This window comes from Thiohalocapsa sp. (assembly GCF_022340605.1).
GTDB lineage: Bacteria > Pseudomonadota > Gammaproteobacteria > Chromatiales > Chromatiaceae > Thiohalocapsa.
The window spans coordinates 1-24,383 of record NZ_JAJDNQ010000158.1; the positions used below are offsets into that span (position 1 = coordinate 1).

The 24,383-nt window shown below is 67.3% G+C and carries 26 protein-coding genes and 1 pseudogene; 15 read left to right on the forward strand and 12 right to left on the reverse strand.

Going from position 1 to position 24,383, the window contains the following annotated elements; genetic code table 11:
- The 12 genes and pseudogenes from LJE69_RS19440 to LJE69_RS19495 all read right to left on the reverse strand — a co-directional run.
- The coding region (locus LJE69_RS19440; RefSeq protein ID WP_296927719.1) for a sigma 54-interacting transcriptional regulator at nt 1-743 on the reverse strand (743 nt) is incomplete at its 3' end.
- A gap of 763 nt (nt 744-1,506) precedes the next feature.
- Nucleotides 1,507-1,887 (reverse strand): annotated as a pseudogene (locus tag LJE69_RS19445) (hypothetical protein).
- Nucleotides 1,888-1,941: 54 nt separating this feature from the next.
- A complete protein-coding gene (gene hisC / locus LJE69_RS19450; RefSeq protein ID WP_296927720.1) occupies nt 1,942-3,027 on the reverse strand; it encodes a histidinol-phosphate transaminase in 1,086 nt (361 codons plus the stop codon).
- A 285-nt stretch (nt 3,028-3,312) separates the two neighbouring features.
- The gene (gene hisD, locus LJE69_RS19455; RefSeq protein WP_296927721.1) at nt 3,313-4,611 is read right to left on the reverse strand and encodes a histidinol dehydrogenase; all 1,299 of its coding nucleotides are present in this window, start codon (nt 4,609-4,611) and stop codon (nt 3,313-3,315) included.
- 69 nt (nt 4,612-4,680) lie between these two features.
- On the reverse strand, nt 4,681-5,340 hold the full coding sequence (hisG, locus tag LJE69_RS19460) for an ATP phosphoribosyltransferase (protein ID WP_296927722.1): 660 nt from the start codon (nt 5,338-5,340) through the stop codon (nt 4,681-4,683).
- 395 nt (nt 5,341-5,735) lie between these two features.
- Entirely contained in the window at nt 5,736-6,998 is a 1,263-nt protein-coding gene (murA, locus tag LJE69_RS19465; RefSeq protein ID WP_296927723.1) for a UDP-N-acetylglucosamine 1-carboxyvinyltransferase, read from the reverse strand.
- 87 nt (nt 6,999-7,085) lie between these two features.
- On the reverse strand, nt 7,086-7,472 hold the full coding sequence (locus LJE69_RS19470) for an STAS domain-containing protein (protein WP_296927724.1): 387 nt from the start codon (nt 7,470-7,472) through the stop codon (nt 7,086-7,088).
- 16 nt (nt 7,473-7,488) lie between these two features.
- Entirely contained in the window at nt 7,489-8,115 is a 627-nt protein-coding gene (locus LJE69_RS19475; RefSeq protein WP_296927725.1) for a phospholipid-binding protein MlaC, read from the reverse strand.
- On the reverse strand, nt 8,112-8,582 hold the full coding sequence (gene mlaD, locus LJE69_RS19480) for an outer membrane lipid asymmetry maintenance protein MlaD (RefSeq protein ID WP_296927726.1): 471 nt from the start codon (nt 8,580-8,582) through the stop codon (nt 8,112-8,114). The genes LJE69_RS19475 and mlaD overlap by 4 nt, the downstream gene beginning before the upstream one ends.
- A 3-nt stretch (nt 8,583-8,585) precedes the next feature.
- Nucleotides 8,586-9,368, reverse strand: coding sequence for a lipid asymmetry maintenance ABC transporter permease subunit MlaE (mlaE, locus tag LJE69_RS19485; protein ID WP_296927727.1), 783 nt, complete (start codon nt 9,366-9,368; stop codon nt 8,586-8,588).
- Nucleotides 9,362-10,183, reverse strand: coding sequence for an ABC transporter ATP-binding protein (locus tag LJE69_RS19490; RefSeq protein WP_296927750.1), 822 nt, complete (start codon nt 10,181-10,183; stop codon nt 9,362-9,364). Before LJE69_RS19490 ends, mlaE begins: the two co-directional genes overlap by 7 nt.
- Nucleotides 10,184-10,368: 185 nt before the next feature.
- Nucleotides 10,369-10,923, reverse strand: a complete 555-nt coding sequence (locus LJE69_RS19495) for a hypothetical protein (protein WP_296927728.1) — start codon at nt 10,921-10,923, stop codon at nt 10,369-10,371.
- 158 nt (nt 10,924-11,081) lie between these two features.
- Here LJE69_RS19495 and kdsC point away from each other — a divergent pair, with 158 nt between their 5' ends.
- The 15 genes from kdsC (at nt 11,082) to LJE69_RS19570 (ending at nt 24,178) form a co-directional block, all read left to right on the forward strand.
- Nucleotides 11,082-11,624 carry a 3-deoxy-manno-octulosonate-8-phosphatase KdsC gene (gene kdsC, locus LJE69_RS19500; RefSeq protein ID WP_296927729.1) on the forward strand — a complete coding sequence of 181 codons (543 nt, stop codon included), beginning with the start codon at nt 11,082-11,084 and terminating at the stop codon, nt 11,622-11,624.
- Nucleotides 11,624-12,247, forward strand: coding sequence for an LPS export ABC transporter periplasmic protein LptC (gene lptC, locus LJE69_RS19505; protein ID WP_296927751.1), 624 nt, complete (start codon nt 11,624-11,626; stop codon nt 12,245-12,247). Before kdsC ends, lptC begins: the two co-directional genes overlap by 1 nt.
- Before the next feature lie 172 nt (nt 12,248-12,419).
- Nucleotides 12,420-12,998 (forward strand): lipopolysaccharide transport periplasmic protein LptA, encoded by a 579-nt coding sequence (gene lptA, locus LJE69_RS19510; RefSeq protein ID WP_296927730.1) that lies wholly within the window; start codon nt 12,420-12,422, stop codon nt 12,996-12,998.
- Nucleotides 12,995-13,720, forward strand: coding sequence for an LPS export ABC transporter ATP-binding protein (lptB, locus tag LJE69_RS19515; protein WP_296927731.1), 726 nt, complete (start codon nt 12,995-12,997; stop codon nt 13,718-13,720). The genes lptA and lptB overlap by 4 nt, the downstream gene beginning before the upstream one ends.
- A gap of 390 nt (nt 13,721-14,110) precedes the next feature.
- Nucleotides 14,111-15,625: an RNA polymerase factor sigma-54 gene (locus LJE69_RS19520; RefSeq protein ID WP_296927732.1), complete on the forward strand. Its 1,515-nt coding sequence runs from the start codon at nt 14,111-14,113 to the stop codon at nt 15,623-15,625.
- A gap of 78 nt (nt 15,626-15,703) precedes the next feature.
- A complete protein-coding gene (gene raiA, locus LJE69_RS19525) occupies nt 15,704-16,051 on the forward strand; it encodes a ribosome-associated translation inhibitor RaiA (protein ID WP_296927733.1) in 348 nt (115 codons plus the stop codon).
- A gap of 174 nt (nt 16,052-16,225) precedes the next feature.
- The gene (locus LJE69_RS19530) at nt 16,226-16,690 is read left to right on the forward strand and encodes a PTS sugar transporter subunit IIA (RefSeq protein WP_296927734.1); all 465 of its coding nucleotides are present in this window, start codon (nt 16,226-16,228) and stop codon (nt 16,688-16,690) included.
- A 28-nt stretch (nt 16,691-16,718) separates the two neighbouring features.
- A complete protein-coding gene (hprK, locus tag LJE69_RS19535) occupies nt 16,719-17,669 on the forward strand; it encodes an HPr(Ser) kinase/phosphatase (protein WP_296927735.1) in 951 nt (316 codons plus the stop codon).
- Nucleotides 17,670-17,736: 67 nt separating this feature from the next.
- Nucleotides 17,737-18,600: an RNase adapter RapZ gene (gene rapZ, locus LJE69_RS19540; RefSeq protein WP_296927736.1), complete on the forward strand. Its 864-nt coding sequence runs from the start codon at nt 17,737-17,739 to the stop codon at nt 18,598-18,600.
- On the forward strand, nt 18,597-19,031 hold the full coding sequence (locus LJE69_RS19545; RefSeq protein WP_296927737.1) for a PTS sugar transporter subunit IIA: 435 nt from the start codon (nt 18,597-18,599) through the stop codon (nt 19,029-19,031). Before rapZ ends, LJE69_RS19545 begins: the two co-directional genes overlap by 4 nt.
- A gap of 41 nt (nt 19,032-19,072) precedes the next feature.
- Nucleotides 19,073-19,342, forward strand: a complete 270-nt coding sequence (locus LJE69_RS19550) for an HPr family phosphocarrier protein (RefSeq protein ID WP_296927738.1) — start codon at nt 19,073-19,075, stop codon at nt 19,340-19,342.
- Entirely contained in the window at nt 19,339-21,084 is a 1,746-nt protein-coding gene (gene ptsP / locus LJE69_RS19555) for a phosphoenolpyruvate--protein phosphotransferase (RefSeq protein ID WP_296927739.1), read from the forward strand. The genes LJE69_RS19550 and ptsP overlap by 4 nt, the downstream gene beginning before the upstream one ends.
- Before the next feature lie 152 nt (nt 21,085-21,236).
- Nucleotides 21,237-22,598, forward strand: a complete 1,362-nt coding sequence (gene mgtE / locus LJE69_RS19560; protein ID WP_296927740.1) for a magnesium transporter — start codon at nt 21,237-21,239, stop codon at nt 22,596-22,598.
- Between the two features lie 691 nt (nt 22,599-23,289).
- Nucleotides 23,290-23,685, forward strand: a complete 396-nt coding sequence (locus LJE69_RS19565; RefSeq protein WP_296927741.1) for an H-NS histone family protein — start codon at nt 23,290-23,292, stop codon at nt 23,683-23,685.
- A gap of 259 nt (nt 23,686-23,944) precedes the next feature.
- A complete protein-coding gene (locus tag LJE69_RS19570; protein ID WP_296927742.1) occupies nt 23,945-24,178 on the forward strand; it encodes a BolA/IbaG family iron-sulfur metabolism protein in 234 nt (77 codons plus the stop codon).
- Nucleotides 24,179-24,383: the final 205 nt, after the last annotated feature.

Genomic DNA, 24,383 nt, shown 5'->3' on the forward strand with positions numbered 1-24,383 from the left:
TCGATCAGCTCCGGGGCGATGGCGCCGCAGTTGACGGTGATCATGGGCCGGTCGCTGCGCGGGCCGGCCTGGTGGATGGCGCGGGCGAACAGTTCCTTGCCGGTGCCGGATTCGCCCTCGATGAGCACCGGGATGCGGCGCGGCGCGACCCGGCGGGCGCGGGCGACGACGCGCTGCATGACGGGGCTCCGGTGGATGATGGCGTCGAAGGCTGGGGCGGCGGGCGGGAGGCCTGCGGTCAGTCGGGTCAGCTCGGCATCCGGGCGGCGTAGCAGGTCCGGCAGGAAGTCGGCGCTGAGCTGGAACGGGATCGAGACGGTCTGCACCCCGTGCTCTTTGGACGACTCGATCAGCTCGGCCGGGACGCGGGTCTTGGCGAGGATGATCCAGACCGCGGCCATGGCCGGCGTGCCGGGGCTCAGATGAAAGGTCAGGTGCTCGGGCGGGATGGTGCCGTCGGCGAGGATCTCTTCGGTGAGGGCGCGAGCTTGGCGATAGATGGCCTCGAAGTCCGTCGGGCTCGGCAGCGTGACTGGGTGGGGCTGGATGTGGGCGTCGGCGCGGGCGCGGAGCCAGTCCAAATAGGGTTCCGTCGCGGCAGGCGGATAGTCGCAGAGCAGCTCCAGCCGGGCGAACCGGTTGGTAGCCAGGGCCTGGGCGATGGGGCCGATGCCGACTCGGGCCTCTTCATCGACGGCCCGGAGGTCGGTGCGGCCAAGCCAGCAGATCAGGATGCGATCCATGGCGGCATCTTAGCGGTTGCGACCATGCTGATCCGCCCTCTCCTTCTTGCGCAGAACCCTGCGGTGCCGCTCGGCGACTCGGCGCAGTGTCTTGGCTGCACCGCTCGGCCAACGCCGGCCTTTACGGATAGGGAATCCAAGCCACCCCGAGCGTCCAGGTAGGCTCAGAAGAGGGCGTTAGCGCGGGCGGGATGTGCGGTCAACACGGGCAAGAAGCAAGAGGCGCGCCGTCAGGCGCAGGCCTCGACGCGGAAGCAACCGACGCCTCGCGAGCCGGTTCTCGTACCAAGCGCGCAGACGTTGTGGCGAACCATGCACCTGGACTTCAGCGTCCAAAAGCAGTTGCACGCGACAACGATGGATGTGCAGCCGTCTCTGTTGAAACGTGACGCCGGTAAGATCCGACGGGTTGAACAGGCCGCCGACCTGGCAGCCGTCCTGGATCTCACGCCGGCTGCAGGCGGCTTGGCTGAGTATGTCTGGCTTGAGCGGATGACGGAGCTCGGTCCGAGCGCCGCTCCGGAGATCGTCGCGCGCGGGTGCACAGCGATTGGATGCGCTCGCAGCGGCAGTCACGCGCGGGCATCCAGGAGCGGTTCATCGACGCTCTGCGGTGGTTCGGGGACGCCGGAGCCGAGGCGCTGATCGATTGTTGGGACGCGTTAGATGACGAGCAGCTGATCGAGTTGCCGATGCTCGATAAGGATGCGCTTCGCTTATCCACCCTACTTCCTCGACGTTTCGGTTGTTTTCGAACCGTTCCTTAGGGTGGCAGGAGCTTGATGGCAGCAATGGTGAGGGCGTCGGCTGCCATGATGGTGCTGAAGGTCTAGACCATGAAACGGTCCATGCGTCGGGCTTGCTCGTCTACGCGCTTGTCGACTTGCTCGAAGCGCTTGTCCACGTGCTCGAAGCGCTTGCCGACCTCGTCGAAGCGCCGCTCCATTTGCGCGAAGTGTTGGTCCATCTGCGTCGAGATGCCCTGAATCAGCTCGCGCTGGCGCTTGAGGTCCTCTTCGACCCGCACCATCCGCGCGCGCAGCTCGATCTCGTACACCGCCGGCGGCTAAGCGAGGGACTGCTCGGCGAGCCACTCGGCCAGGTGGTCTTTGATGAACCGGATGTCTTCGCCGGCGAGGGCCATGGCATTGCGGTGAACGGCTTGGCTCGTGGCCAGTATAGCAATGCGTGTCGGAGCTCAAGCCGTGGCCAGGGCAGCCTGAAGGGCTTCCAGCAGGGCCGCGTTCTCGTCGGGCGTGCCGACGGTGATGCGCAGGCAGTCGGCGAGGAACGGGTGGGCGCCGTCGAGCATCTTGATGAGCACGCCGCGCTCCAGCAGACCCTGGAAGATGGCGCCGGCGCGGCCCGGGGCGGTGCGCACGAGGATGAAGTTGGCGTCGCTCGGGTAGGGGGTGATGCCGTCGAGGTTTGCGAGGGCATCGAAGAGCGTGGCGCGCTCGGTGCGGATGGCAGCGGTCTGCTCGTCGAGGGCGGCGCGGTGGCGCAGCGCGAAGGCGGCGCTGGCCTGGGTGAGGACGTTGATGTTGTAGGGGAGCCGGACCTTGTCGATCTCGGTCAGCCAGTCGGTTGGGCCGGCGAGGTAGCCTAGGCGCAGGCCGGCGAGGCCCATCTTGGAGACGGTGCGCATCACCAGGAGGTTCGGCCACTGGCCCAGCCGGGGCAGGAAGCTGTGGTCGGTGAAGGGGGCGTAGGCCTCGTCGACGATGACCAGCCCGGGGTTGGCCTCGATGATGCGGGCGATGGCGCCGGCATCGAACAGGTTGCCGGTGGGGTTGTTGGGATAGGCGATGAAGGTCAGCGCCGGCTGCTCGCGCTCGATCGCGCTGAGGGTGGCGTCGAGGTCCAGCGCGAAGGTCTCGGGCTGGAGCGGTACGCCGACGTAGTCCAGGCCGGCGAACAGCGCGATCATCCGGTACATGACGAAGCCCGGGTCCAGCGACAGGACCTTGCGGCCGGGCCGGGAGACCGCCAGCGCCAGCATCTGGATCAGCTCGTCGGAGCCGTTGCCGAGCAGCAGCGCCGAGCCCTCGGGGATGCCCATGGCCCGGCGCAGCGCGGCTTGCAGGTGGCGGCCCTGCGGGTCGGGGTAGCGGTGCAGCTCCGCGTCGCGGAGCGTGGCGAGCCAGTCGTTCCGCAGCGCCTCGGGCCACGCGTAGGGATTTTCCATGGCGTCGAGTTTGATGAGCCCGACGGCGTCCGGCACGTGATAGGCGCTGAGCGCCTGGATGTCTTCGCGGATGAGGTCGGCGGGTGAGGTGCTCATGTCTGGGGCTACTGAACGGAATTATTTTGGGGCCGCTGCGAGACCGTGATTGTATTGCTCGCAACGCCGAAAACGAGCGGATCGTAGGTCGGGTTAGCGATAGCGTAACCCGACAATCAACGGCTTACTCGCGCCCTGACTGGCGCCCATCGTCGGGTTACGCTGCGCTAACTCGACCTGCCATACAGAACGTCGGGCCTCCTGGCGTCGGCCCGACCTACGATGCTGAATGTCGGGCCTCTTGGCGTCGGCCCGACCTACGACGGCTCCGCACTCCGCATTCGGCTACTCGCCGCGATATTCCGCCGAGCGCGCATGCGCCGTCAGCCCCTCGCCGCGGGCGAGCACCGACGCGGTTTTGGCCAGCGCGGCGGAGCCGGCGGCGGAGGCCATGATGAGGCTGGAGCGCTTCTGGAAGTCGTAGACGCCGAGCGGCGAGGAAAACCGCGCGGTGCCCGAGGTGGGCAGCACGTGGTTGGGGCCGGCGCAGTAGTCGCCCAGGGCCTCGGCGGTGTGGCGGCCCATGAAGATGGCGCCGGCGTTGCGGATCTTCGCGGCCAGGGCCTCAGGGTCGGCGACGGAGAGCTCCAGGTGCTCGGGGGCGATGCGGTTGGCGACGCTGGCGGCGTCGTCCATGTCGCGGGCCAGGATCAGCGCGCCGCGGTCCGCGAGCGCGGTGGCGATGATGTCGCGGCGCTCCATGGTGGGGAGCAGCTTGTCGATGCTGGCGGCGACGCGGTCTAAGTAATCGGCGTCCCAGGCGACCAGGATGGACTGGGCATCCTCGTCGTGCTCGGCCTGGCTGAACAGGTCCATGGCGATCCAGTCCGGGTCCGTGTCGCCGTCGCAGAGGACCAGGATCTCCGACGGGCCGGCCACCATGTCGATGCCCACCTGGCCGAACACGGCGCGCTTGGCGGTGGCGACGTAGATGTTGCCGGGGCCGACGATCTTGTCGCAGGCGGGGACGCTCTCGGTGCCGTAGGCGAGTGCCGCCACGGCCTGGGCGCCGCCGATGGCGAAAGCCCGGTCCACGCCGGCAATGTGCGCGGCGGCGAGCACCAACTCGTTCAGCTCGCCGTCGGGCGTCGGCACCACCATCACCAGCTCCGGCACGCCGGCCACCTTCGCGGGGATGGCGTTCATGAGCACCGACGACGGATAGGCTGCCTTGCCGCCCGGCACGTAGAGGCCGACGCGGTCCAGTGGCGTGACCTTCTGCCCGAGCAAGGTGCCGTCGGGCTCGCGATAGTCCCAGCTCTGCATCTTCTGGTGCTCGGCGTAGGCGCGGATGCGCCCGGCGGCGGTCTCCAGCGCGTCGCGCTGCACCAGCGGGATCATCTCGGCGGCGTGGGCGAGGCGGGCGGCCGGGATCGCGAGCGCCGCGGCGTCCGCCGGCTGCCAGCGGTCGAAACGGGCGGTGTACTCCAGCAGCGCGGCGTCGCCGCGGGCGCGGACGGCGTCGATGATGTCCTCGACCGTGCGCTGCACGTCGCGGTTGGACACGGACTCCCAGGCCAGCAGCGTGTCCAGGCGGGCGGCGAAGTCGGCGTCAGCGGTGCTGAGGCGGGCGATGTCGGGCATGGCGGTGCTCCGGTGCGTGGTGCGGTGCGTGGTGCAGTGGCGATGGTGCTTGCGATTTGGCTGCTTGGCTCAGGCGGCTTGCTTGTCGCCGACGGCGGCGCGCAGCGCCTCCAGCAGGGCCGTGACGCGGGCGTGCTTCATTTTCCACGACGCCTTGTTCACCACTAGCCGCGAGCTGATGTCGCAGATGTGCTCCAGGGGCACCAGGCCATTGGCCTTCAGCGTGTTGCCGCTCTCTACCAGGTCCACGATGAGGTCCGCGAGGCCCACCAGCGGTGCCAGCTCCATGGAGCCGTAGAGCTTGATGATCTCCACCTGCTGGCCCTTGGCGGCGAAGTGGCGCTCTGCGCAGTGGACGTACTTGGTGGCGATGCGCTGGCGGCGGCGGTCGGTGCGCCCGTCCAGCAGGGCGTCGGGCTTGCCCGCCACCATCATGCGGCAGCGGGCGATGCCGAGATCCAGCGGCTCGTAGAGGCCGTCGCCGCCGTGCTCCAGCAGCACGTCCTTGCCGGCGATGCCGAGGTCCGCGGCGCCGTATTCCACGTAGGTAGGCACGTCGCTGGCGCGGATGATGACGAGCTTCACCCGCGGGTCGTTGGTCTCGAGGATCAGCTTGCGGCTCTTCTCCGGGTCCTCGCTGGCGTGGATGCCGGCCGCGGCCAGCAGTGGTACGCCCTGCTCGAAGATGCGGCCTTTGGAGAGGGCGATGGTGAGGGTGTCGTTTGACATGGGGGAGCGGAGTGGATGTTCAGGCGCGAGTGGGGAGGCAACGATGGTTGCCTAGAGTAGGGAGTACGTCGTGTGAAGTGCGAAGTGCGTGGTGCCGTTGGCTGTTGGGTCAAGCTGCGTTGCTGGTTCCTGGTTCCGCGACGTGAGGATTGAGCGACCGGTCTTGGATCGATCCTTGGGCGTGTCGCCCTGCAGGGCGACACTCCGGCCGACGCCTGCTGCAACAGTGCGTAAGTTCCGAGACTGTCTCGGGTCGTCGTCGTTGTCGTTGTCGAGTAGCCGATCACGATCACGATCACGACCAGAGACTTCGAGCCGGTTCCTCGGCTTCGACCTCACCCGGGTTGACGCCTGCAAAATTGGCTGAAACGGCGTACTAGCCCCTAGCTCCTGATTCAAGCATGGACGCGCCGGATCACCCCGCCCAGCGCGGAGAACTTCTCTTCGATGTGATCATAGCCGCGGTCGATGTGGTAGATGCGGTCCACCAGGGTGTCGCCCTCCGCCACTAGCCCTGACAGTACCAGGCTCGCGGACGCGCGCAAATCGGTGGCCATGACCGGTGCGGCGGTGAGCCGCTCTACGCCGCGGCAGATGGCGGTGTTGCCCTCGATGTGGATGTCCGCCCCCATGCGCTGCATCTCCAGCACATGCATGAAGCGGTTCTCGAACACGGTCTCAGTGACGATGCCGGTGCCGTCGGCGATGCTGTTCAGCGCACAGAACTGCGCCTGCATGTCGGTTGGGAAGGCCGGGTGCGGCGCGGTGTAGACGTTCACGGCACGCGGGCGCCGGCCGGTCATGTCCACCTCGATCCAGTTCTCACTCGTGGCGACGGTAGCGCCGCACTCGCGCAGCTTGCCGAGGACAGCTTCGAGCAGCTCGGCGCGGGTGTCGCGCACGCGCACCCGCCCGCTGGTCATGGCCGCCGCGACCAGGTAGGTGCCGGTCTCGATGCGGTCCGGCAGCACGCTGTACTCGCAGCCCGTGAGGTGGTCCACACCATCGATGATGATGGTGTCGGTGCCGGCGCCCTGGATGCGGGCGCCCATCTTGTTCAGAAAATTGGCCAGGTCTTCCACCTCGGGCTCGCGGGCGGCATTCTCCAGCACCGTGCGGCCCTCGGCCAGGGTGGCGGCCATGAGCAGGTTCTCGGTGCCGGTGACCGTGACGATGTCCATGAAGTAGCGTGTGCCTTTGAGGCGCCGCGCACGCGCGTTGACATAGCCATTCTCCACGCTGATGTCCGCGCCCATGGCGCGCATCCCGTCGATGTGCAGATTGACCGGCCGCGCGCCGATGGCGCAGCCGCCCGGCAGCGACACCTGCGCCTCGCCGAAGCGTGCCAAGAGTGGCCCCAGCACCAGGATGGACGCGCGCATGGTCCGCACCAGGTCATACGGCGCCTCGCAGCGCGTCACGTCGCTGGTGTCCACGTCGATCTGCATGCGCTCGTCCACGGTCAGGCGCGCGCCCATGCGCCCGAGCAACTCCATTGTGGTGGTGATGTCGCGCAGGTGCGGCACGTTGGCGAGCAGGCATTCCCCCTCGGCGGCGAGCAAGGTCGCGGCCATGATCGGCAGCGCCGCGTTCTTGGCGCCCGAGGCGCGTACTTCGCCCTCGAGGCGGTTGCCGCCGGTGATCAGCAGTTTGTCCATGGTGGATTGGGACCTGGGATGGGGGAAGTGCCGGACGGCTGCCAGCCGCGGGGCAGGTGGCCGCCAGCAGCCGGATGCGCGCGGGCGTCAGATGTGCCCGCTGGCGTCGGCGGCGCCATCGTCGCTCGCCGTTGCGGCGATATCGGCGAGGCCGAGTAGACCGTCGACGTTCGACAGTGCGGCCAGGCGGTGCAGGCTGGGGGGTACATTGAGCAGGGTCAGGTAATTGTCGCAGGCGCGAAGCCTGGCCTGCCATTCCAGCAGCAGCGCCACGGCGGCACTGTTCGCGCGGCCGACGCCGCCGAGGTCGAGCGACAGATGACCGGCCTCGGCTGCCGGCGGTGCCTGCGCCGCCAAGTCGGCGACCTGGGCCAGGCCCAGGTCGCCGTCGACGCGCCAGCGGCCGGCGCCGACCCGGATGAGCCTGGCTGCAACCACCGGCGTCGTCGTGCTGCCGGCCGCGTCGGTCGTCATGCGTGGGCGGCTGGGCTCAGGCGCCCGCAGCTTTGGATTCCAGCTCCCGAATCAGACCGTCGATGCCGGACCGGGCGATGGTGGCGCGGAACTGGCCGCGGTAATTGGAGATCATGCTGACGTTGTCGATGACGAGGTCGTACACCTGCCAACTGCCTGCTTGCTTGTGCATGCGGTAGTCGATGGGGATCGGCGGACCGCCGCCACCGGTCACCTCCGTGGGCACGATCACGGTCCCCGGGCGGGTGCCCGGCCGAGATGGCTTGAAGACGACGTTCTCGCCGGAGTACTTCGCGAGCGACTTGGCGTAGGTGCTCACCAGCAGCGCGCGGAACGCCGAAACGAGCTGGCGGCGCTGCGTCGAGGTCGCCTTGTTCCAGTCGCGGCCCACCGCGGAGCGGGTAATGAGCTCGAAGTCGAAGTGCGGCGCCAACTTGGTGCCGACGAGGTTGTAGATAGCCGACGGATTGGCGTCCAGTTGTCCGCGGCGGCTGTCCAGCGTGCGCAGCGTGTCCTCGGCGGTGCGCTTGACCAGTGCCTCGGCGTCGGCATCGGCACCCGCCAGTGCCGGCAGTGCCACGAGCGCCGTCAGCAGCAATGCTGCCGCGGCCTGCCACGAAATCCTGATGCTCATGATGCTCATTGCGAACCCTCCTGAGCTTTGCTGAAGAGAAATTGTCCGACCATCTGCTCGAGCACCAGTGCCGACTGGGTGTGCTCGATTTGATCGCCGTCGTGCAGATAGTCCGGGCTGCCCCCGGGGTCGAGCCCGACATACTGCTCGCCGAGCAACCCTGCCGTATAGATATTGGCGAAGGTGTCCGTGGGCAGGCGATCGTAGGCGGCGTCGATGCGCATGGTCACCACGGCCTGATAGGCGTCCTGGTCGAAGCCGATGGCTTCCACCCGCCCCAGGCGCACGCCGGCCATGCTCACCGGCGCCCGCACCTTCAGGCTGCCGATATTATCGAACCGCGCGGTCAGCGCGTAGCCGTTGCCGTCGCCGCCGGCGCTCAGGTTGCTGACCCGCATGGACAGGAAAAACAGCGCTACGAAGCCGGCCGCCATGAAGGCGCCCACCAGAATTTCCATCGTGCGCGTCGTGCCCATTGGTCAGCCCCCGAACATCAAAGCCGTCAAGATGAAGTCCAGCCCCAGCACGGCCAATGCCGCGTGGACCACGGAGCGGGTGGTCGCGCGGCTCACGCCTGCCGAGGTGGGTGTGGCGTCATAGCCCTGGAACAGCGCGATCCAGGTCACGACCACGCCGAACACGAGGCTCTTGATGACGCCGTTGACCACGTCCTCGCGGAAGTCCAGCTTCGCCTGCATCTGGCTCCAGAAGGCACCGTCGTCGACGCCGAGCAACCCGACGCCGACAAACCAGCCGCCGAGCACGCCGAGCGCGCTGAACATGGCCGCCAGCAGCGGCATGGCGAGAAAGCCGCCGAAGAAGCGCGGCGTGAGGATGCGGCGCACCGGGTCCACGGCCATCATCTCCAGCGCCGAGAGCTGCTCGGTGGCCTTCATCAGGCCGATCTCGGCGGTGAGTGCCGAGCCTGCCCGGCCCGCCACCAGCAGGGCCGCCACCACCGGCCCCAGCTCGCGCACCAGGGATGCGGCGACCATGATGCCAAGGCTTTCCGAGGCGCCGAACTGAGCCAGTACATAATAGCCTTGCAGGCTCAGCACCATGCCGACGAATAGTCCGGAAACGGCGATGATCAGCACCGACAGCACGCCGATGTTGTAGACCTGCGCCAACAGCAGCCGCGGTCGCGGTGCCAACTCCCGCAGGCCGCCGAGCATGGCCACCAGCAGCAGGCTGGCCCGGCCGAGGCCGGCAATGGCGCCGATGCCGGAGCGCCCCAGCCGCGCCAGCGCTTCGGTCAGCATGGGCGCTTGTCTCCGGTGGCGAGCAACTCGTCGGCCAGGGGTGCGGCGGGGTGGTGAAAATGCACCGGGCCGTCCGGTTGGCCGTCCAGGAATTGCCGCGCCCGCGGACTCCCGTCCGCGGTCACCTCGGTCGGTGTGCCTTGGCAGATCACGCGGCCGCCGGCGATGACATAGACGTAGTCCGCGATGCTCAACGTCTCCGGCACATCGTGCGAGACGATGATGCTGCTGGAGCCGCCGGCGTCGTTGAGGTGGCGCACGAGGCTCACCAGTACGCCCATGGAGATGGGGTCCTGGCCGGTGAAGGGCTCATCGTACATCACCATCATCGGGTCCAGCGCTACCGCCCGGGCCAGTGCCACGCGCCGCGCCATGCCGCCGGAGAGCTGGCTCGGCATCAGTGCCGCCGCACCGCGCAGGCCGACGGCCTCCAGTTTCAAGAGCACCAGCCGCCTGAGCAACGACTTCGGCAGCCGCGCATGCTCGCGCAGCGGGAAGGCGACGTTGTCGAATACCGACAGGTCGCCCAGCAACGCGCCGCTCTGGAACAGCATGCCCATGCGCGTGCGCAGGGCGTACAGGTCACGGCGGCTCAGGCGATGCACGTCCGCCCCGTCCACCTCGACGGTACCCGCCTGCGGCCGGAGCTGCCCGCTGATGAGCTTGAGCAGCGTCGTCTTGCCGGTGCCTGACGGACCCATAATGGCGGTGACGGCACCGCGGCAGATGTCGATGTCGACGCCGTCGAAAATGACCTTGTCACCGCGGGCGAAGCGCAAGCCCCGGATGCGGACCAGCGGCATCGTGGGCGACATCGCGCCGCCCTTGCACTCGCCTGCATTGGCATTGATGCCGATCGGTGGCGGCGCGGTGTGCTCGGTAACGGCGGCTACTCCGGGGAGGCCTTTCCCCATGCGGTGGTCTCCCTGATGGCGGGGGAAATGGCCGGCAATTGTCTGGTCGGCAGGGTTTGAGCGTCAAGCACGGGCAAAGTTTCCGTCTAGCCGCGGCTTGGCGACAGCTCCGCGAAACCGAGCAGTGCGGCGAGTTGGCGCCACTGCGCGAGTTGCGCGCTGCCGGGCCGTGGCAGTACTGCCAGCGTTGCCGATGCCGCCGCCACGGACCGCCGCAGCCAGTCGGCGGCGCCGCGCGGATCATCGAGCAGCGCGGGCGGGCAATGCAGGGCCTGTCCGACCCGGTGCGCTTCTTTGCCGGGTGCCGCCGTCGCGAGCAGTGCGCCGGGCTCGGCCGGCGTGGCGCCCCAGCGGACCCAGGCGACGAGATTGTCGCGAAGGACGGCGCTTGCCGATGCCACCCCGGCGTCCGTCGCGGCCGCGTCGCTCGGCCATTCCAAGAAGAAGCCAAAGCGCCCGTGCACGTCCTCGCGCCAGCTCCGCAGCATCTCCGCGGTTGCCCTGCCCCAGACCGCGCGGGGCACATAGACGCCGGCGTGCTCGTTGGCGAAATAGCCGAGCCGCCAGTCCTCCGGCAGGTCGTGCGGGTAGTAGCTCGCGGCGTCGGCCAGCGAACACCAGTCTGCCGGAACGATGGTCACGGCCGGAGCCGTCGTGCTGCTGCTTTGCATGGTCGCCATGGCGCGTGGGGGAGACTCGCGGCCGCGAATGCGGGGGCGCGGGCGCGGAGTCGGGCGAAGGCTATGTTACGCTTTCTGCACCATGCAGCACCAAGCCGTGCCCGATCCGGGTGATACCGATGCAGGACGTTCTCGAGCGCGCGAAGCACATCCGACTCGTCATCTTCGACGTGGACGGCGTACTCACCGACGGCAGTCTCTACCTGGGCGACGACGGGCAGGAGTACAAGGCATTCAATTCCCGCGACGGGCACGGCATGGCCATGTTGCGCGACAGCGGCGTGACGCTCGCCGTCATCACCGGGCGCCGCTCGGAGGTGGTCCGCATCCGCATGCAGAGCCTCGGTATCGAGCACGTTCATCAGGGTTGCCGGGACAAGCTGCCGGTGTTCATCGAGCTCGCGGCGGAGCTCGGTATCGAGTATCGCCAGGTCGCCTACGCGGGCGACGACCTGATGGACATACCGGTCATGCGCCGCGTGGGCCTTGCGGTGGCCGTTGCCGATGCCCATCCCGTGGTACGGGAGAACGCGCATTGGTGCACGCCGAGCCCGGGCGGACGTGGCGCGGCGCGTGATCTCTGCGAGCTGATTCTGCGCGCCCAGGGCAAGCTCGACGGTCTGCTTGCAGTCTACGTCGGCGCGGGTGACGCGGTGCCGTGATGCTCTCGAAGCGGGAGGTCGGCATCGCCCTGCTGTTGGCCACGGCCGGCCTCGCCGCCTGGTGGTACCGTGACACGCATCGCCCGGAGGTGGCCCCCGAGGGCCCGCGGCACGGTCGCCCGGACTATGTCGTGGAGCAGATCGCGGCGGTGACTATGTCCGACGCCGGCCGTCCGCTGCGGCGCTTGCGCTCCCCGGAGCTGCGGCACTATCCGGGCAATGCGGGCAGCGAGCTGGATGCGCCCGTGCTTACCTTGGTCGAGCCGGACGGGCCGGATTGGGTGATTCGCGCCGAGCGCGCCTGGATCGCGGCGGAAGACTCGGAGGCGCTGCTGGAGGGCCGCGTGCTCGCCGAGCGGGCGGCGGCGCCCGATTCGCCTCCCGTGCGCATTCGCACGAGCGAGTTGCTGGTGCTCAACGACATGGGCTACGCGGAAACGGACCGCTTCGTCGAGCTGGACCGGGGCAAGGACTGGCTCACCGCCGTGAATGGCATGCAGCTCTGGTTCGAGCACCCGATGCGCAGCCGCTACTTCGGCCGCGTGCGCCAGCGCATGCGTCTGGCCGCGCCGAAGCCGGCGGCGCCAGGTGGCGCCTCGGGCGCATCCGGCGCGGAACCCTAAGTGAAGCGCCGATTTTGGCCAGGGCCGATCCTGGCCAGGAAGGCCAAGCATCGGCATCTCCTTGGGATCACGCCGATTATTTGCCCTGATTTCCCAGCCCTTTTCTCGGCCGTGATTGCGAGCATGGGACGGCCAATCATCGACTTCTCCTTCGATCGACTCGGATAATGCGATGGCAGACAGTTCGCGAACACCGCGCACTCTCCGGCGCCGCCCGTCGTGGCCGGCGGCGCCGCTCGCGCTGCTCCAGCTGGCGCTGTGCTGGGCGCTGCCCGCGCTGCCCGCTCTGGCGCTGGAATCCGACAGCGCGCAGCCCATGTTCGTCGAGGCAGACGCGGCGGAGCTCGACGAGAAGCAATCCATCAGCCTCTACCTCGGCAACGTCGAGGTGCAGCAGGGCAGCATGCGCATCTTTGCGGACGAGGTGCTGGTGCATCACAAGCCGAACCGGCAGCCGCAGAAGATCATCGCCATCGGCAACCCGGTGCGCTTTCGCCAGCTGTTGGACGACAATCCCGAAGAAGTCCGCGCCAAGGCGCAGCGCATGGAGTATGAGGCGGACCGCGAAGAGATCACTCTCATCGACAACGCCGAGCTGATCCAGGGCGACGACCGCTTCGCGAGCGACCGCATCGTCTACAACCGCGCCACCGACCGGCTTACGGCGGGCACCAGCGCGCGCGGGCGCCAGCGGGTCAAGATCCGCATCGAGCCCCAGGGCGAGAGCGACAAAGGTCGCAAACGGCAATGACGACCCTGTGGGCCGAGGGCCTGGCGAAGAGCTATCGGCGTCGGCGGGTCGTGGACGACGTCACGCTCGGCGTGGACGCGGGCGACGTTGTGGGCCTGCTTGGGCCCAATGGCGCCGGCAAGACGACCAGCTTTTACATGATCGTCGGCCTGGTGCCCGCCGATGCCGGGCGCATCCTGCTGGACGGCGAAGACATCACGCTGCGCCCCATGCACGCCCGCGCCCGCCGCGGGCTGAGTTACCTGGCGCAGGAGCCGTCGGTGTTCCGCAAGCTCACCGCCCGCGAGAACTTGCTTGCGGTGCTGGAGGCGCGTGGCGACCTTGATCGCGGCGAGCGTCTCGTGCGCTGCGACCAACTCCTGGGCGAGCTGGGTATCGCGCACGTGGCCGACTCGCTGGCGATGAGTCTCTCCGGCGGCGAGCGCCGGCGCCTGGAGATCGCCCGGGCGCTGGCGGTGGAGCCTAAGGTGATGCTCCTCGACGAGCCCTTCGCGGGTGTCGATCCCATCGCGGTTGGCGACATCAAGTCGATCATCACCCACCTGCGCCGGCGGCGCATCGGCATCCTGATCACCGATCACAACGTTCGTGAGACCCTGGATATCTGCGATCGCGCGTACATCATCAGTGAGGGCAGCGTCATCGCCGAGGGCACCCCGGACGAGCTGCTGCGCAACGCCCGGGTACGTGCCGTGTATCTGGGCGAAGACTTCCGCCTTTGAGCCGTTTCCCGGCAGGCGTCTTTCGTCGGCGGCACGGCCTCGAGTTGCTGATGCGCTGCCGTCCCGTGCGCCGAATCAGGGCCAAATCAGGGCCGAATCCACGCCCAATCAGGGCCAAAATCGGCGTGGAAATGGGTCTTGCAGACGTCGGGCGGCGAGCAGTTTCTTGTTTCATTACAGTAATTTACGCAACGGAGCCGGGGGGTAACCCGTGCCGCAGGGGGCTCGCCTAAGAGCCGGCGTTGCGCTGATGCACAGGCCCTGACGGGCGTCACGCCCCTGTCACATTGCCGCTGGACGGGGCCGCGGGGCTGCGCCAATATCGTCGCCTGCATTTGGTCTAGAATCAAAAACAGTACTCAATTTTCGTACCACCCCGCACCGGGTGCGATGAAACAGACTATCCAACTCCGCCTTGGCCAGCAGCTGACGATGACGCCGCAGCTGCAGCAGGCGATCAAGCTGCTCCAGCTGTCCACCCTCGACCTCCAGCGCGAGATCCAGGAAGCCCTCGAATCCAACCTCATGCTGGAGTCGGCTGATGAGGCGGAGGCGGAGGTGGAAGCGTCGGAGCTGGACTCCGGCCGCCGTGCCCTCGATGCCGACGTGGACAACGAGGTGCGCCCGGAGCAGTCGTCCATGCCCGAGGAACTGCCGGTGGACAGCTCCTGGGGCGACACCTTCGACAGCTACATCGCCACCGCGGGCGGCGGTGCGGGCGGCGAGGGCGGCGCCGATCTCGATCCCTTCGCGCAGCATTCCCGCCCGCAGACTCTGCATGACCACCTCGAATGGCAGCTCAACCTGGCCAGGCTGGCGCCGCGCGACCGGGTCATAGCGGATGCCCTGCTCGATGCCATCGATGCGAACGGGTATCTGCGTTGCGACGTCGACGAGGTGGTGGAGGCGATGGCGGACCCGGATGCCCCAGGGGATGCGCCTGGGGACGCGCCAGGCGATACCCTGGGCGAGGACGCCGTGGAGCGCGAAGAGGTCGAGGCGGTGCTGCACCGCATTCAGGCCTTCGATCCGCCCGGTATCGGTGCGCGCTCGCTGCGCGAGTGCCTGCTGCTGCAACTGCGTGCGCTGCCGGACGATCAGCCGCATCGTGCCGACGCCATCGCCATCTGCGACAATCACTTCGCCGCCTTGTCGCGCAACGACCTGGACGACCTGCGTCGGCACACCAAGCTGGCGCCGGATGCCCTGCGTGACGCCCTGGCGCTGATTCGCTCCATGCATCCGCGGCCGGGCTCGCTGGTGGCCGACATTCGCCCGGAATACGTCATCCCCGACGTCGTGGTGGCCAAGCGCAACGGTATCTGGACGGTGGAGCTGAATCCCGAAACTACGCCTAGACTGAGAGTGAACCCGGGCTATCTGAAGCTGATCCGCCGGGCCGACGACGGGCCGGACAATACGTGCCTGAAGACGCATCTGCAGGAGGCCCGTTGGTTCATCAAGAGCTTGGCGAGCCGGAACGACACGGTGTTGCGGGTGGCAGCGAAGATCGTCGAATTGCAGCAGAATTTCTTCGAGTACGGCGAGGAGGCCATGAAGCCACTGGTGCTGCGTGACGTGGCGGACTCGCTGGAGCTGCACGAGTCGACGGTGTCGCGGGTGACGACGCAGAAGTACATGCACACCCCGCGCGGCACCTTCGAGTTCAAGTACTTCTTCTCGAGCCATGTGAACACGGCGTCCGGCGGTGAGTGCTCATCGACGGCCATCCGCGCGTTCATCCGCAAGCTCGTCGCCGCCGAGACGCCGAGCAAGCCGCTCAGCGACAATAAGATTGCAGGTATCCTGACGGAGCAAGGCATCAACGTCGCGCGGCGCACCGTGGCCAAGTACCGAGAGGCGATGGGGATACCCCCGTCGAACGAGCGCAAGCGCCTGGCCTGAGCATGCGGCTTCGTCGCCTTGCGGCGCTGCCGCTCGCTGCCACGGTCCACCGGCGCTTGCCTACACTGGAGTGACGCTATGCAAATCAACCTGACCGGCCATCATGTCGATATCACCGAGCCGCTGAAGGGCTACGTCGACAGCAAGTTCGACCGCCTGGCGCGTCATTTCGACGACGTGATCAACGTCCATGTCATCCTCAGTGTCGAGAAGCTGCGGCAGAAAGCGGAGGCGACCATTCATGTCAACGGCGCCAACGTCTTCGCCGATGCGGTACACGAGGACATGTACGCGGCCATCGACGGGTTGATCGACAAGCTCGACCGGCAGGTCATCAAGTACAAGGAGAAGCGTCAGAGCCATCGTGGCAACGGCGCGACCAAAGCGGCCGTCGAGGAGCCGCCAGACGCGGAGCAGCAATCCTGACCGGACCGTCGCCGGCCCCGGCCGGGTCGCGCCTACACCGGAGCCAGGCATCGCCTGCTCCGGTTTTTTCCTTTGTCCGGCGCTACCGCCGGCATCCGTGGGCCGCGGCCGGAGATCGGCTGGCTCGACCATCAGCAACATCCAGAGAACGAGCACGCGTGGAGTTCTAGGGCCATGGTTCCTGCCGACCTGATCACGGAATCAAGGGTGCTGAGCCGCTGTGAAGCGGCGAGCAAGAAGCGCCTGCTGGAAACTCTGGCGGAGCTGCTCGCCGACGGCGACAGCATGCTCTCCAGCACGGCCGTATTCGACCGGCTGCTCGAGCGCGAGCGGCTCGGCAGCACCGGCCTGGGGCAGGGGATTGCCCTGCCGCATGCGCGCGTGCGCGGTATCCAGACGCCCATCGGTGCGTTCGTACAGCTGCAAGGCCCGGTTGCCTTCGATGCCATCGATGACAAGCCGGTGGACCTCGCCTTCGGCCTGCTGGTGCCGGATGCCACCGACGAGCAGCACCTGCAACTGCTCGCCACCCTCGCGGCGGCCTTCGACGATGCGGCCATCCGTGACGCCCTGCGTGCGGCGCGCGGCGATCACGAACTGCTCACGGTCTTTCGCGACCGTGTCTTTGCCCCCGCGTGATCCCGGCGGCGCCAAGGAGACGAGCGGCATGAACCCCGTGCATTCGCTGCAGGGCCTGGTGGAGCACATCGGCCCGCGCCTCAAGCTGCGCTGGCTGACGCCGCCACCGGCGGAGTGCTTTCCACTGGTCAAGGAAGTCGGCGGGCCGATGACGGCGCAGAGTCTGGTGGGGTCGCTCAACTGTATCCATCCCAATCGGTTGCAGGTGCTGGGGCAGGCGGAGATCCTGCACCTGGCCGATCTCAGTGCGCCGGCCTACGACGAAACCGTCGAGCGCCTGTTCTCGGCGCGGCCTGCCGCAGTGATTTTCGCGTCGGATATCACGCCGGACCCAGTGTTTTTCGACTACGCGGCACGCACCGGCACGCCGCTGCTGGGCTCCTCGGCGCGTGACGCCGAGATCGTCGATCGGTTGCAGTACTTTCTGACCCATGCGCTGGCGGAGCGCACCACCGTGCACGGCGTGCTGCTGGAGGTGCTGGGTCTCGGCGTCCTGTTGACCGGCGACCCCGGTGTCGGCAAGAGCGAGCTGGCATTGGAAATGATCGCCCGCGGCCACCGGCTCATCGCCGATGACGCCCCTGAGCTCGCGCGCATCGCCCCGGAGGTGCTGGAAGGCAGTTGCCCTGCGCTGCTGCGGGACTTTCTGGAGGTGCGTGGCCTCGGCGTGCTCAACGTGCGTGCCATGTTCGGCGAGGGGGCCGTGCGTCAGCATGAGACGCTGAACCTGATCGTGCACATGCGTTGCTTCGACAACGAGGGCCTGGCGAGCATCGACCGGCTGCGCGGCAGCCTCTCCACCCGCACCATCCTCGGCGTCGCGGTGCCGGAGATCACGCTCCCGGTGGCGCCCGGGCGCAACCTCGCGGTGCTGCTGGAGACGGCCGTGCGCAACCAGATCCTGCGCATCCGCGGCTATGACGCAGGGGTGGACCTCGAAGACCGCCAAGCGCGTGCCATCGCTGGCGCCGGCCGCTGAGTCACGGCCCCGCCAGCCGCGCCAGTCTTCATCGACGAGCCAGCAAGAGCAGCCCGGGAGAGCCTCTATGCACCTCCTCATCGTCAGCGGCCTGTCGGGGGCCGGAAAGAGCGTTGCGCTACGCACACTCGAGGACATCGGCTACTACTGCATCGATAATCTGCCGCTGTTCCTGCTGCGCGAGCTCGCGCTCGGTTTGCAGCGCACGCGTCTGGGCGCGACTGGTGAGACGCGCAACGGCGCTGCCGTCGGCATCGACGCGCGCAACCAGCCGGAGTTTCTCGCCGACCTGCCGCGGCTGGTCGAAGAGCTGCGCAATCAGGGCATTGACTGCCGCGTCATCTTTCTGCACTCCGACACCCACACGCTCATCCGCCGCTTCAGCGAGACGCGGCGCAAGCATCCGCTCACCGGCAGCGGGCTTTCTCTCGCCGAGGCCATCGTGCGCGAGCGCGAGCTGCTGGAGCCGCTGGGCAAGGTCGCCGAGATCCGCCTCGATACCACGCACACCAACGTGCACGAGCTGCGCGACCTGATCCGTGAGCGTCTTTCCGGCGCGGTGCAGGCTTCGGTCTTGTTGCAGTCCTTCGGCTTCAAGAATGGCGTGCCGGACGGCGTTGATTTCGTCTTCGACGTCCGTTGCCTGCCGAACCCGCACTGGCAGGAAGACCTGCGCCCGCTCACGGGGCGGGACGCGCCCGTGATTGAGTTTCTGGAGCGTGCGCCGGAAGTCGCGCAGATGTGCGCCGACCTGCAGCAGTTCCTGGACCGCTGGATTCCGCGCTTCGAGACCGATGGGCGCAGCTATCTGACCATTGCCGTCGGCTGCACCGGCGGGCGCCACCGCTCCGTGTACCTGGTCGAGTCCCTCGCCCGGCATCTGCGCGCCAAGGGGCATCGCGTGCTGTTGCGACACCGGGAGCTGCCGTGAGCGTCGGCCTGTTGCTCATCACCCATGCTGGCATCGGCGCGGAGCTGCTGGAGGCCGCGACACGCATGCTGGGCGCCTGTCCCCTGCGCGCCAAGGCCCTATCGGTGGAGAACGGCGATGATCCGGCGCTGATGGCCCGACGGGCGCGGACCTACACCGAGGAGCTGGATACCGGCGATGGTGTGCTGGTGCTGACGGACTTGTTCGGCTCGACCCCGGCGAACATCGCTTCCGGCCTATGCGACGCCGGTCATATACGCATTCTGAGCGGGGTCAATCTGCCAATGCTGGTACGGGTGCTGAATTACGCGCAACTGTCCCTCGACGACTTGGTGGACAAGGCCCTGAGCGGCGCCCGGGAGGGCGTGCTGCTGTGTCCCGCCGCCGGCTGCGTCGCGACGCCCGACGTCGCGCATGGGCAGCGCCACTGATCCGCCTGACTCGTCCGCGACCCACGACCACATCGGTGCCTATGCTGATCAGAGAGCTCGACATCATCAATCGCCTCGGCTTGCACGCACGCGCGGCGGCGAAGTTCGTCACCACGGCCGGCGGCTTCGCCAGCGATATCGCCGTCGAGCGTAACGGCCGGCGCGTCAATGGCAAGAGCATCATGGGCATCATGACGCTCGCTGCGGCCCGCGGCACGAGCATCCGGCTGGAGGTGCAAGGCGCGGACGAGGAGGCCGCCATGGCCGCGTTGGCGCAGCTGGTCGCCGACCGCTTCGGGGAAGGGGAATGACGCTGTCGCTGCACGGTGTGGGCATCGACGGCTCGCGGCCCGTCGCGATCGGCGAGGCCTTCATGCTCAATCGTGAGCCGTCGCTGGTGCCGGCGCAGATTCCCGCACATCAGGTGCAGGTGGAGCTGGACCGGCTCGACGCGGCGCTGGCCTGCGCGCGGCGTCACCTGGAGGAGGTGCGGCGGCAAATCCCCGCGGGCACGCCCAAGCACATCGCGGAGTTCATCGACGCGCACCTGCTGATGCTGGCGGATTCCGCGCTCGTGGATGCGACGCGGGATCTGATCCGCGAGCGCTCCGTCAACGCTAGCTGGGCGCTGCAGTCGCAGCGCGATACGCTGGTGGAAGTCTTCGACCGCATGGAAGACGCCTATCTGCGCACCCGCCGCGACGATGTCGACCACGTGGTGCGGCAGATCCAATTGTTCCTCGACCCGGCAACCGACGCCGACCTGCTGGGGGACGCCGATGTGGCCGGGCGTGTCATCGTCGCCGAGGACCTGACCCCGGCGGACACCATCCTGCTGCGTCACCGCGGGGTGGCCGCCTTCGTCATCGAGCACGGCGGTCCCATGTCGCACACGGCCATTCTCGCCCGCAGCCTCGACATCCCCGCGGTGATGGGCGTGCACCGGGCCGTGCAGCGGCTGCGCCAGGGCGAGCTCCTGGTCGTGGACGCCGAGACTGGCACGGTGCTGACCGAGCTGGAGCCGGCCATCCTGGAGCACTACCGTGCGCGTCTCGCCAACTTCGATGCCCATCGGCGCGAGCTTCGCCGGCTGGTGCGTGAGCCGTCCGCGACCCGCGACGGCGTGCCCGTGGTGCTGCTCGCCAACCTGGAACTGCCCGAGGACGTGGCCGCCGCCCGTGACAACGGCGCCGCCGGTGTCGGTCTGTATCGCACCGAGTTCCTGTACATGAACCGCGATGCGCTGCCGGACGAGGAGGAACATCTCGAAACCTATCTCGGCATCATCCGCGGCCTCGATGGCATTCCGCTCACTATTCGCACCCTGGACCTGGGGGCGGACAAGCAGATTCCCGATACCAGCTTCCACCCGGCCCGCAGCAATCCGGCGCTCGGGCTGCGCGCCATCCGGCTGTGTCTGCAGGAGCCGGCACTGTTCTTGCCGCAGCTGCGGGCCATCCTGCGCGCGTCGGCCTATGGGCCCGTGCGCATCATGATCCCGATGATCTCCTGCATGGCGGAGGTGAATGCGGTGCTCGGGCTGATCGCCGAGGCGCGTCGGGAGATGCGCCGCGAGCGTGTGGCATTCGACCCACTGATGCCCGTCGGCGGGATGATCGAGGTGCCCGCCGCGGCGCTCATGGCCGGTGCCTTGGCACGCCGGCTGGACTTCCTGTCCATCGGCACTAATGACCTGATCCAGTACACGCTCGCCATCGACCGCGTCGATGATACCGTGAGCTATCTCTACGATCCGCTCCACCCGGCGGTCATCAGGCTGATCAAGCACGTCATCGACGCCGCCGCCAGCACGCGCACCCGGGTCAGCATGTGCGGCGAGATGGCCGGCGATCCGCGCTACACACCCCTGTTGCTCGGGCTCGGCCTACGCGAGCTCAGCATGCAGCCTGGCTCCCTGCTGGAGGTCAAGGACCGGGTGCGCCGCTGCGATCTCGGTGCGCTGGCGCGCACCGTCGCCGATGTCGTCGATCACATCGACGAAATGCCCGCCCAGGTGCTGCTCGATAAACTGGAAGCCTGCGTCGAGCCCTGATCCGTTTCCCCGACTCCCTGGCCGGCCCCGGTGACGCTCGTCTCCGGTAACTTGCTGCGACCTTCAGTCGTAGGCTGCTACACTGCGCGGTCGCTCGCGCCGGTGCCCGTAATCCGGCCGCATTTCCGTCCGTCGCAGCCCTCGGAGCCCTGATGAACGCCGAAGTCGGATCCGCCGCGGAGGTCGATCGCCTCGATGCCTTGCACGCGGTGCTGGACTCCGGCTCCGTGGTCAAGGCCAAGCGCATGCTCAACGCGCTGCATCCGGCGGAGATGGCCCATGTGCTCGAATCGCTGCCACCGCAGCAGCGCAAGCTCGTGTGGAGCATGGTGGACGACGAGTCCGAGGGCGAGGTGTTGCTGTACCTCAACGACGACCTGCGCGAAGAGCTGCTGCGCGATATGGCGCCCGCCCGCATCCTGGCCGCCGCAGAGGGATTGGAGACCGACGACCTTGCAGACCTGGTGCAGGACCTGCCGGCCACCATCACCCGCGAGGTGCTCAACTCCCTCGACGAGCAGCGCCGCGAGCGGCTGGAGACGGCGCTTGCCTTTCCAGAAGATACCGCTGGCGGCCTGATGAACACGGATACGGTCACCGTGCGCCCGGAGGTGACCCTGGACGTCGTCATGCGCTATCTGCGTCGCCTCAAGGAGGGTCTGCCGGACCTGACCGACAACCTCATCGTGGTCAACCGCGAGGGCCGCTATCTGGGCGTGCTGTATCTGACCGATCTGCTCACCAATGATCCGGACGACTCGGTGGCGGAGGTCATGACCTTGCAGGTGCAGCCCATGCTCGCCACCCTTGACGCCCGGGACGTGGCAAACCGCTTCGCGCAACTGGATCTCGTATCCGCCCCGGTCGTGGATGAAGACGGAGATGTGCTTGGACGTATCACGGTCGACGATGTCATGGACCTGATTCGCGAGGAGGCCGAGCATCAATTCCTGGGCCAGGCCGGTCTCAGCGAAACCGAAGACATGTTCGCCCCCGTGCTGCTCAGTGCGCGGCGGCGTGCCCTCTGGCTCGGCGTGAACCTGTTGACGGCCTTTCTCGCGGCGTGGGTCATCGGCCGCTTCGAGGCGACGATACAAAAGGTGGTGGCGCTGGCTGTGCTCATGCCCGTGGTGGCCAGCATGGGCGGGATCGCCGGTACCCAAACTCTGACCCTGGCGATTCGCGGCATCGCAACCGGCCATCTCAGCGCGAAGAACATGCGCTGGCTGTTGAGCAAGGAGATGGCCGTCTCGGTGATCAACAGCGCCGTCTGGGCGCTTGTGGTTGCGGTCATTGCGTGGGTGTGGTTTGGCAGTACCAACATAGCCCTGATCATCGCTGCCGCCATCACCATCAACCTGCTTGTCGCGACGCTATCCGGTGCGCTCCTGCCACTGCTGCTCGAACGCCTGGGCATTGATCCGGCACTTGCCGGTGGCGTCATCCTCACCACGGTGACGGACGTGGTGGGCTTTCTCGCCTTTCTTGGATTGGCGACACTCTTCCTGCTCTAGGGCGGAACCTCTCCAACGCCGGTCGAGACAAATGTCATTTGCCGGCGATGCGGCGCTGAGCCCAAACGTACAGAGCACGCATTGAAGGAGGGATTGCGCTGAGCACCGGCCGCGCAAAGCTTCCTGCCCGCTTGCCGCACACGGCCCTTGTGCTAGTGACGCCCGACATGCCGACGGCACGTGAGTGCCCAGCATTTTATTGCAAATCTGGCGCAGCCTATTGACTTTTCTATTCGCTGCTATAAAGTTTCGAGAAAGGCGCGGGGCGTCTACACTTTGTCCACCGCGCCGCGGCAGACCGGGAACCGGCGTTGCAGCGATCGTGGTGTTTAGTGACAGGGGCTGATGGCGTTGTCGACGTCATTGCTGGCGGGACTCTGGCAATTGAGGATGACTCCTCAGGTTGCTCGCCAGGATGTTCCTCGGGATGTTCCCCAGGATGTTCGCTAGTGTGCTTCCCTGTCGGCGGCGGCCTGCCGTGGCAGACCCATGTGGCTTCGTCACCCGAGCCCCGCCGCCTTTTGCTGAGCGTCGCCGCTGCAACCGGTTCTACACCGGCATTGGGTGCTTGGTGCGAATAGCATCTTGGCTCTCGTTGCGGCGTTGTTGGCGAGTTGACTCCGCCACGTTCGATGACATCGGGCCGTGACGGTTTTTTTGAGCAGAAACTTTAGAATCCCGGAGGTTTTCCTTGGATTACAAGACCCTGAGCGTCGATGAGTTGCAAGCCCAGTTGCAAGAGGTTGAGCAGAGCAAGGCCAATCTGGAGAAAGCCCTGTATCAGCGCTGGAACGAGGCCAAGTCCGAGCTGGCGCAGGAGATCCGCGACATGATCACGAGTCGCGGCTACGACATGGACGAGATCCTGGATCTGGTGACACCGAAGCGTCGTCGCGCGTCGCCGATGAAGAAGGGCAATCGCAACTATACCCGTTACGTCGATCCGGAAAACCCGGACAATGTCTACGTGCGCGGGGTGCTGCCCAAGTGGATGAAGGAAAAGATGATCGCGCAAGGCTATGATCCGTCCGTCAAGGACGATCGCGAGGCGTTCAAGGTCAATTACCTGCAGGCGCTCAGCGATTGAGGCAACCGCTGCCGCGGTGATCTCGTTCCGCGGCAACGATGGCCGGGGCGGCATGCGGAGCTTTCGCGCCGGTATTGTGATCCGGTTCTCGCTTTTTCGCGCCGCCCCGCTGCCCTCGGTCCGCATCGGTTAAGCCGGTCATATCCATTAGGGGCGGCACCCACGGCTGTTGGAGCCAAGCCGGCCTCGTCCCCATGTTGTTGCTCGCAAGCGTGGCAGACAGTCACTGCCGCGTCCGAGACAACGAGAGACAGATCCCATGGAGACAGAAGCAGTCGCAGCCCTCATCCGTGCCGGCCTGCCCGGCGCCGAGGTCACGGTTACCGGGGATGGTGCCCACTTCGACGCCATCGTCGTCAGCGAGGCGTTCGACGGCCTCACGCCCATCAAGAAGCAACGCCTGGTGATGGATACCGTCCGGGCGCAGATCGCCAGCGGCGAGCTGCATGCGCTGTCCATTAAGGCGCTGACACCGGCGCAAGCGGCCGGCTGACCGGACGACCCTCGCACGGATTGACGCAACGGGCAAGGGCAACAGGCGCAACGAATAGTCCGGCGTGCTCGTCGTGGCGTGGCGCCCCTGGTGCGAATCGTTCAGCCTTCGCTGCGCGTAGCGCGGCGGATGCTCGCTGTTCACGCCCAAGACGCTACCGGCTGGCGCCAAGCCCGTGTCAGGGCAACCGCGGCCAGTGGCCGGG

Coding starts and splice junctions, on each gene's coding strand:
- hisC (WP_296927720.1), bottom strand. CDS start 3,027: ATGAGCACCTCACCCGCCGACCTCATCCGCGAAGACATCCAGGCGCTC.
- hisD (WP_296927721.1), bottom strand. CDS start 4,611: ATGCCCGACATCGCCCGCCTCAGCACCGCTGACGCCGACTTCGCCGCC.
- hisG (WP_296927722.1), bottom strand. CDS start 5,340: ATGTCAAACGACACCCTCACCATCGCCCTCTCCAAAGGCCGCATCTTC.
- murA (WP_296927723.1), bottom strand. CDS start 6,998: ATGGACAAACTGCTGATCACCGGCGGCAACCGCCTCGAGGGCGAAGTA.
- LJE69_RS19470 (WP_296927724.1), bottom strand. CDS start 7,472: ATGACGACCGACGCGGCCGGCAGCACGACGACGCCGGTGGTTGCAGCC.
- LJE69_RS19475 (WP_296927725.1), bottom strand. CDS start 8,115: ATGAGCATCATGAGCATCAGGATTTCGTGGCAGGCCGCGGCAGCATTG.
- mlaD (WP_296927726.1), bottom strand. CDS start 8,582: ATGGGCACGACGCGCACGATGGAAATTCTGGTGGGCGCCTTCATGGCG.
- mlaE (WP_296927727.1), bottom strand. CDS start 9,368: ATGCTGACCGAAGCGCTGGCGCGGCTGGGGCGCTCCGGCATCGGCGCC.
- LJE69_RS19490 (WP_296927750.1), bottom strand. CDS start 10,183: ATGTCGCCCACGATGCCGCTGGTCCGCATCCGGGGCTTGCGCTTCGCC.
- kdsC (WP_296927729.1), top strand. CDS start 11,082: ATGCAGGACGTTCTCGAGCGCGCGAAGCACATCCGACTCGTCATCTTC.
- lptC (WP_296927751.1), top strand. CDS start 11,624: ATGCTCTCGAAGCGGGAGGTCGGCATCGCCCTGCTGTTGGCCACGGCC.
- lptA (WP_296927730.1), top strand. CDS start 12,420: ATGGCAGACAGTTCGCGAACACCGCGCACTCTCCGGCGCCGCCCGTCG.
- lptB (WP_296927731.1), top strand. CDS start 12,995: ATGACGACCCTGTGGGCCGAGGGCCTGGCGAAGAGCTATCGGCGTCGG.
- LJE69_RS19520 (WP_296927732.1), top strand. CDS start 14,111: ATGAAACAGACTATCCAACTCCGCCTTGGCCAGCAGCTGACGATGACG.
- raiA (WP_296927733.1), top strand. CDS start 15,704: ATGCAAATCAACCTGACCGGCCATCATGTCGATATCACCGAGCCGCTG.
- LJE69_RS19530 (WP_296927734.1), top strand. CDS start 16,226: ATGGTTCCTGCCGACCTGATCACGGAATCAAGGGTGCTGAGCCGCTGT.
- hprK (WP_296927735.1), top strand. CDS start 16,719: ATGAACCCCGTGCATTCGCTGCAGGGCCTGGTGGAGCACATCGGCCCG.
- rapZ (WP_296927736.1), top strand. CDS start 17,737: ATGCACCTCCTCATCGTCAGCGGCCTGTCGGGGGCCGGAAAGAGCGTT.
- LJE69_RS19550 (WP_296927738.1), top strand. CDS start 19,073: ATGCTGATCAGAGAGCTCGACATCATCAATCGCCTCGGCTTGCACGCA.
- ptsP (WP_296927739.1), top strand. CDS start 19,339: ATGACGCTGTCGCTGCACGGTGTGGGCATCGACGGCTCGCGGCCCGTC.
- mgtE (WP_296927740.1), top strand. CDS start 21,237: ATGAACGCCGAAGTCGGATCCGCCGCGGAGGTCGATCGCCTCGATGCC.
- LJE69_RS19570 (WP_296927742.1), top strand. CDS start 23,945: ATGGAGACAGAAGCAGTCGCAGCCCTCATCCGTGCCGGCCTGCCCGGC.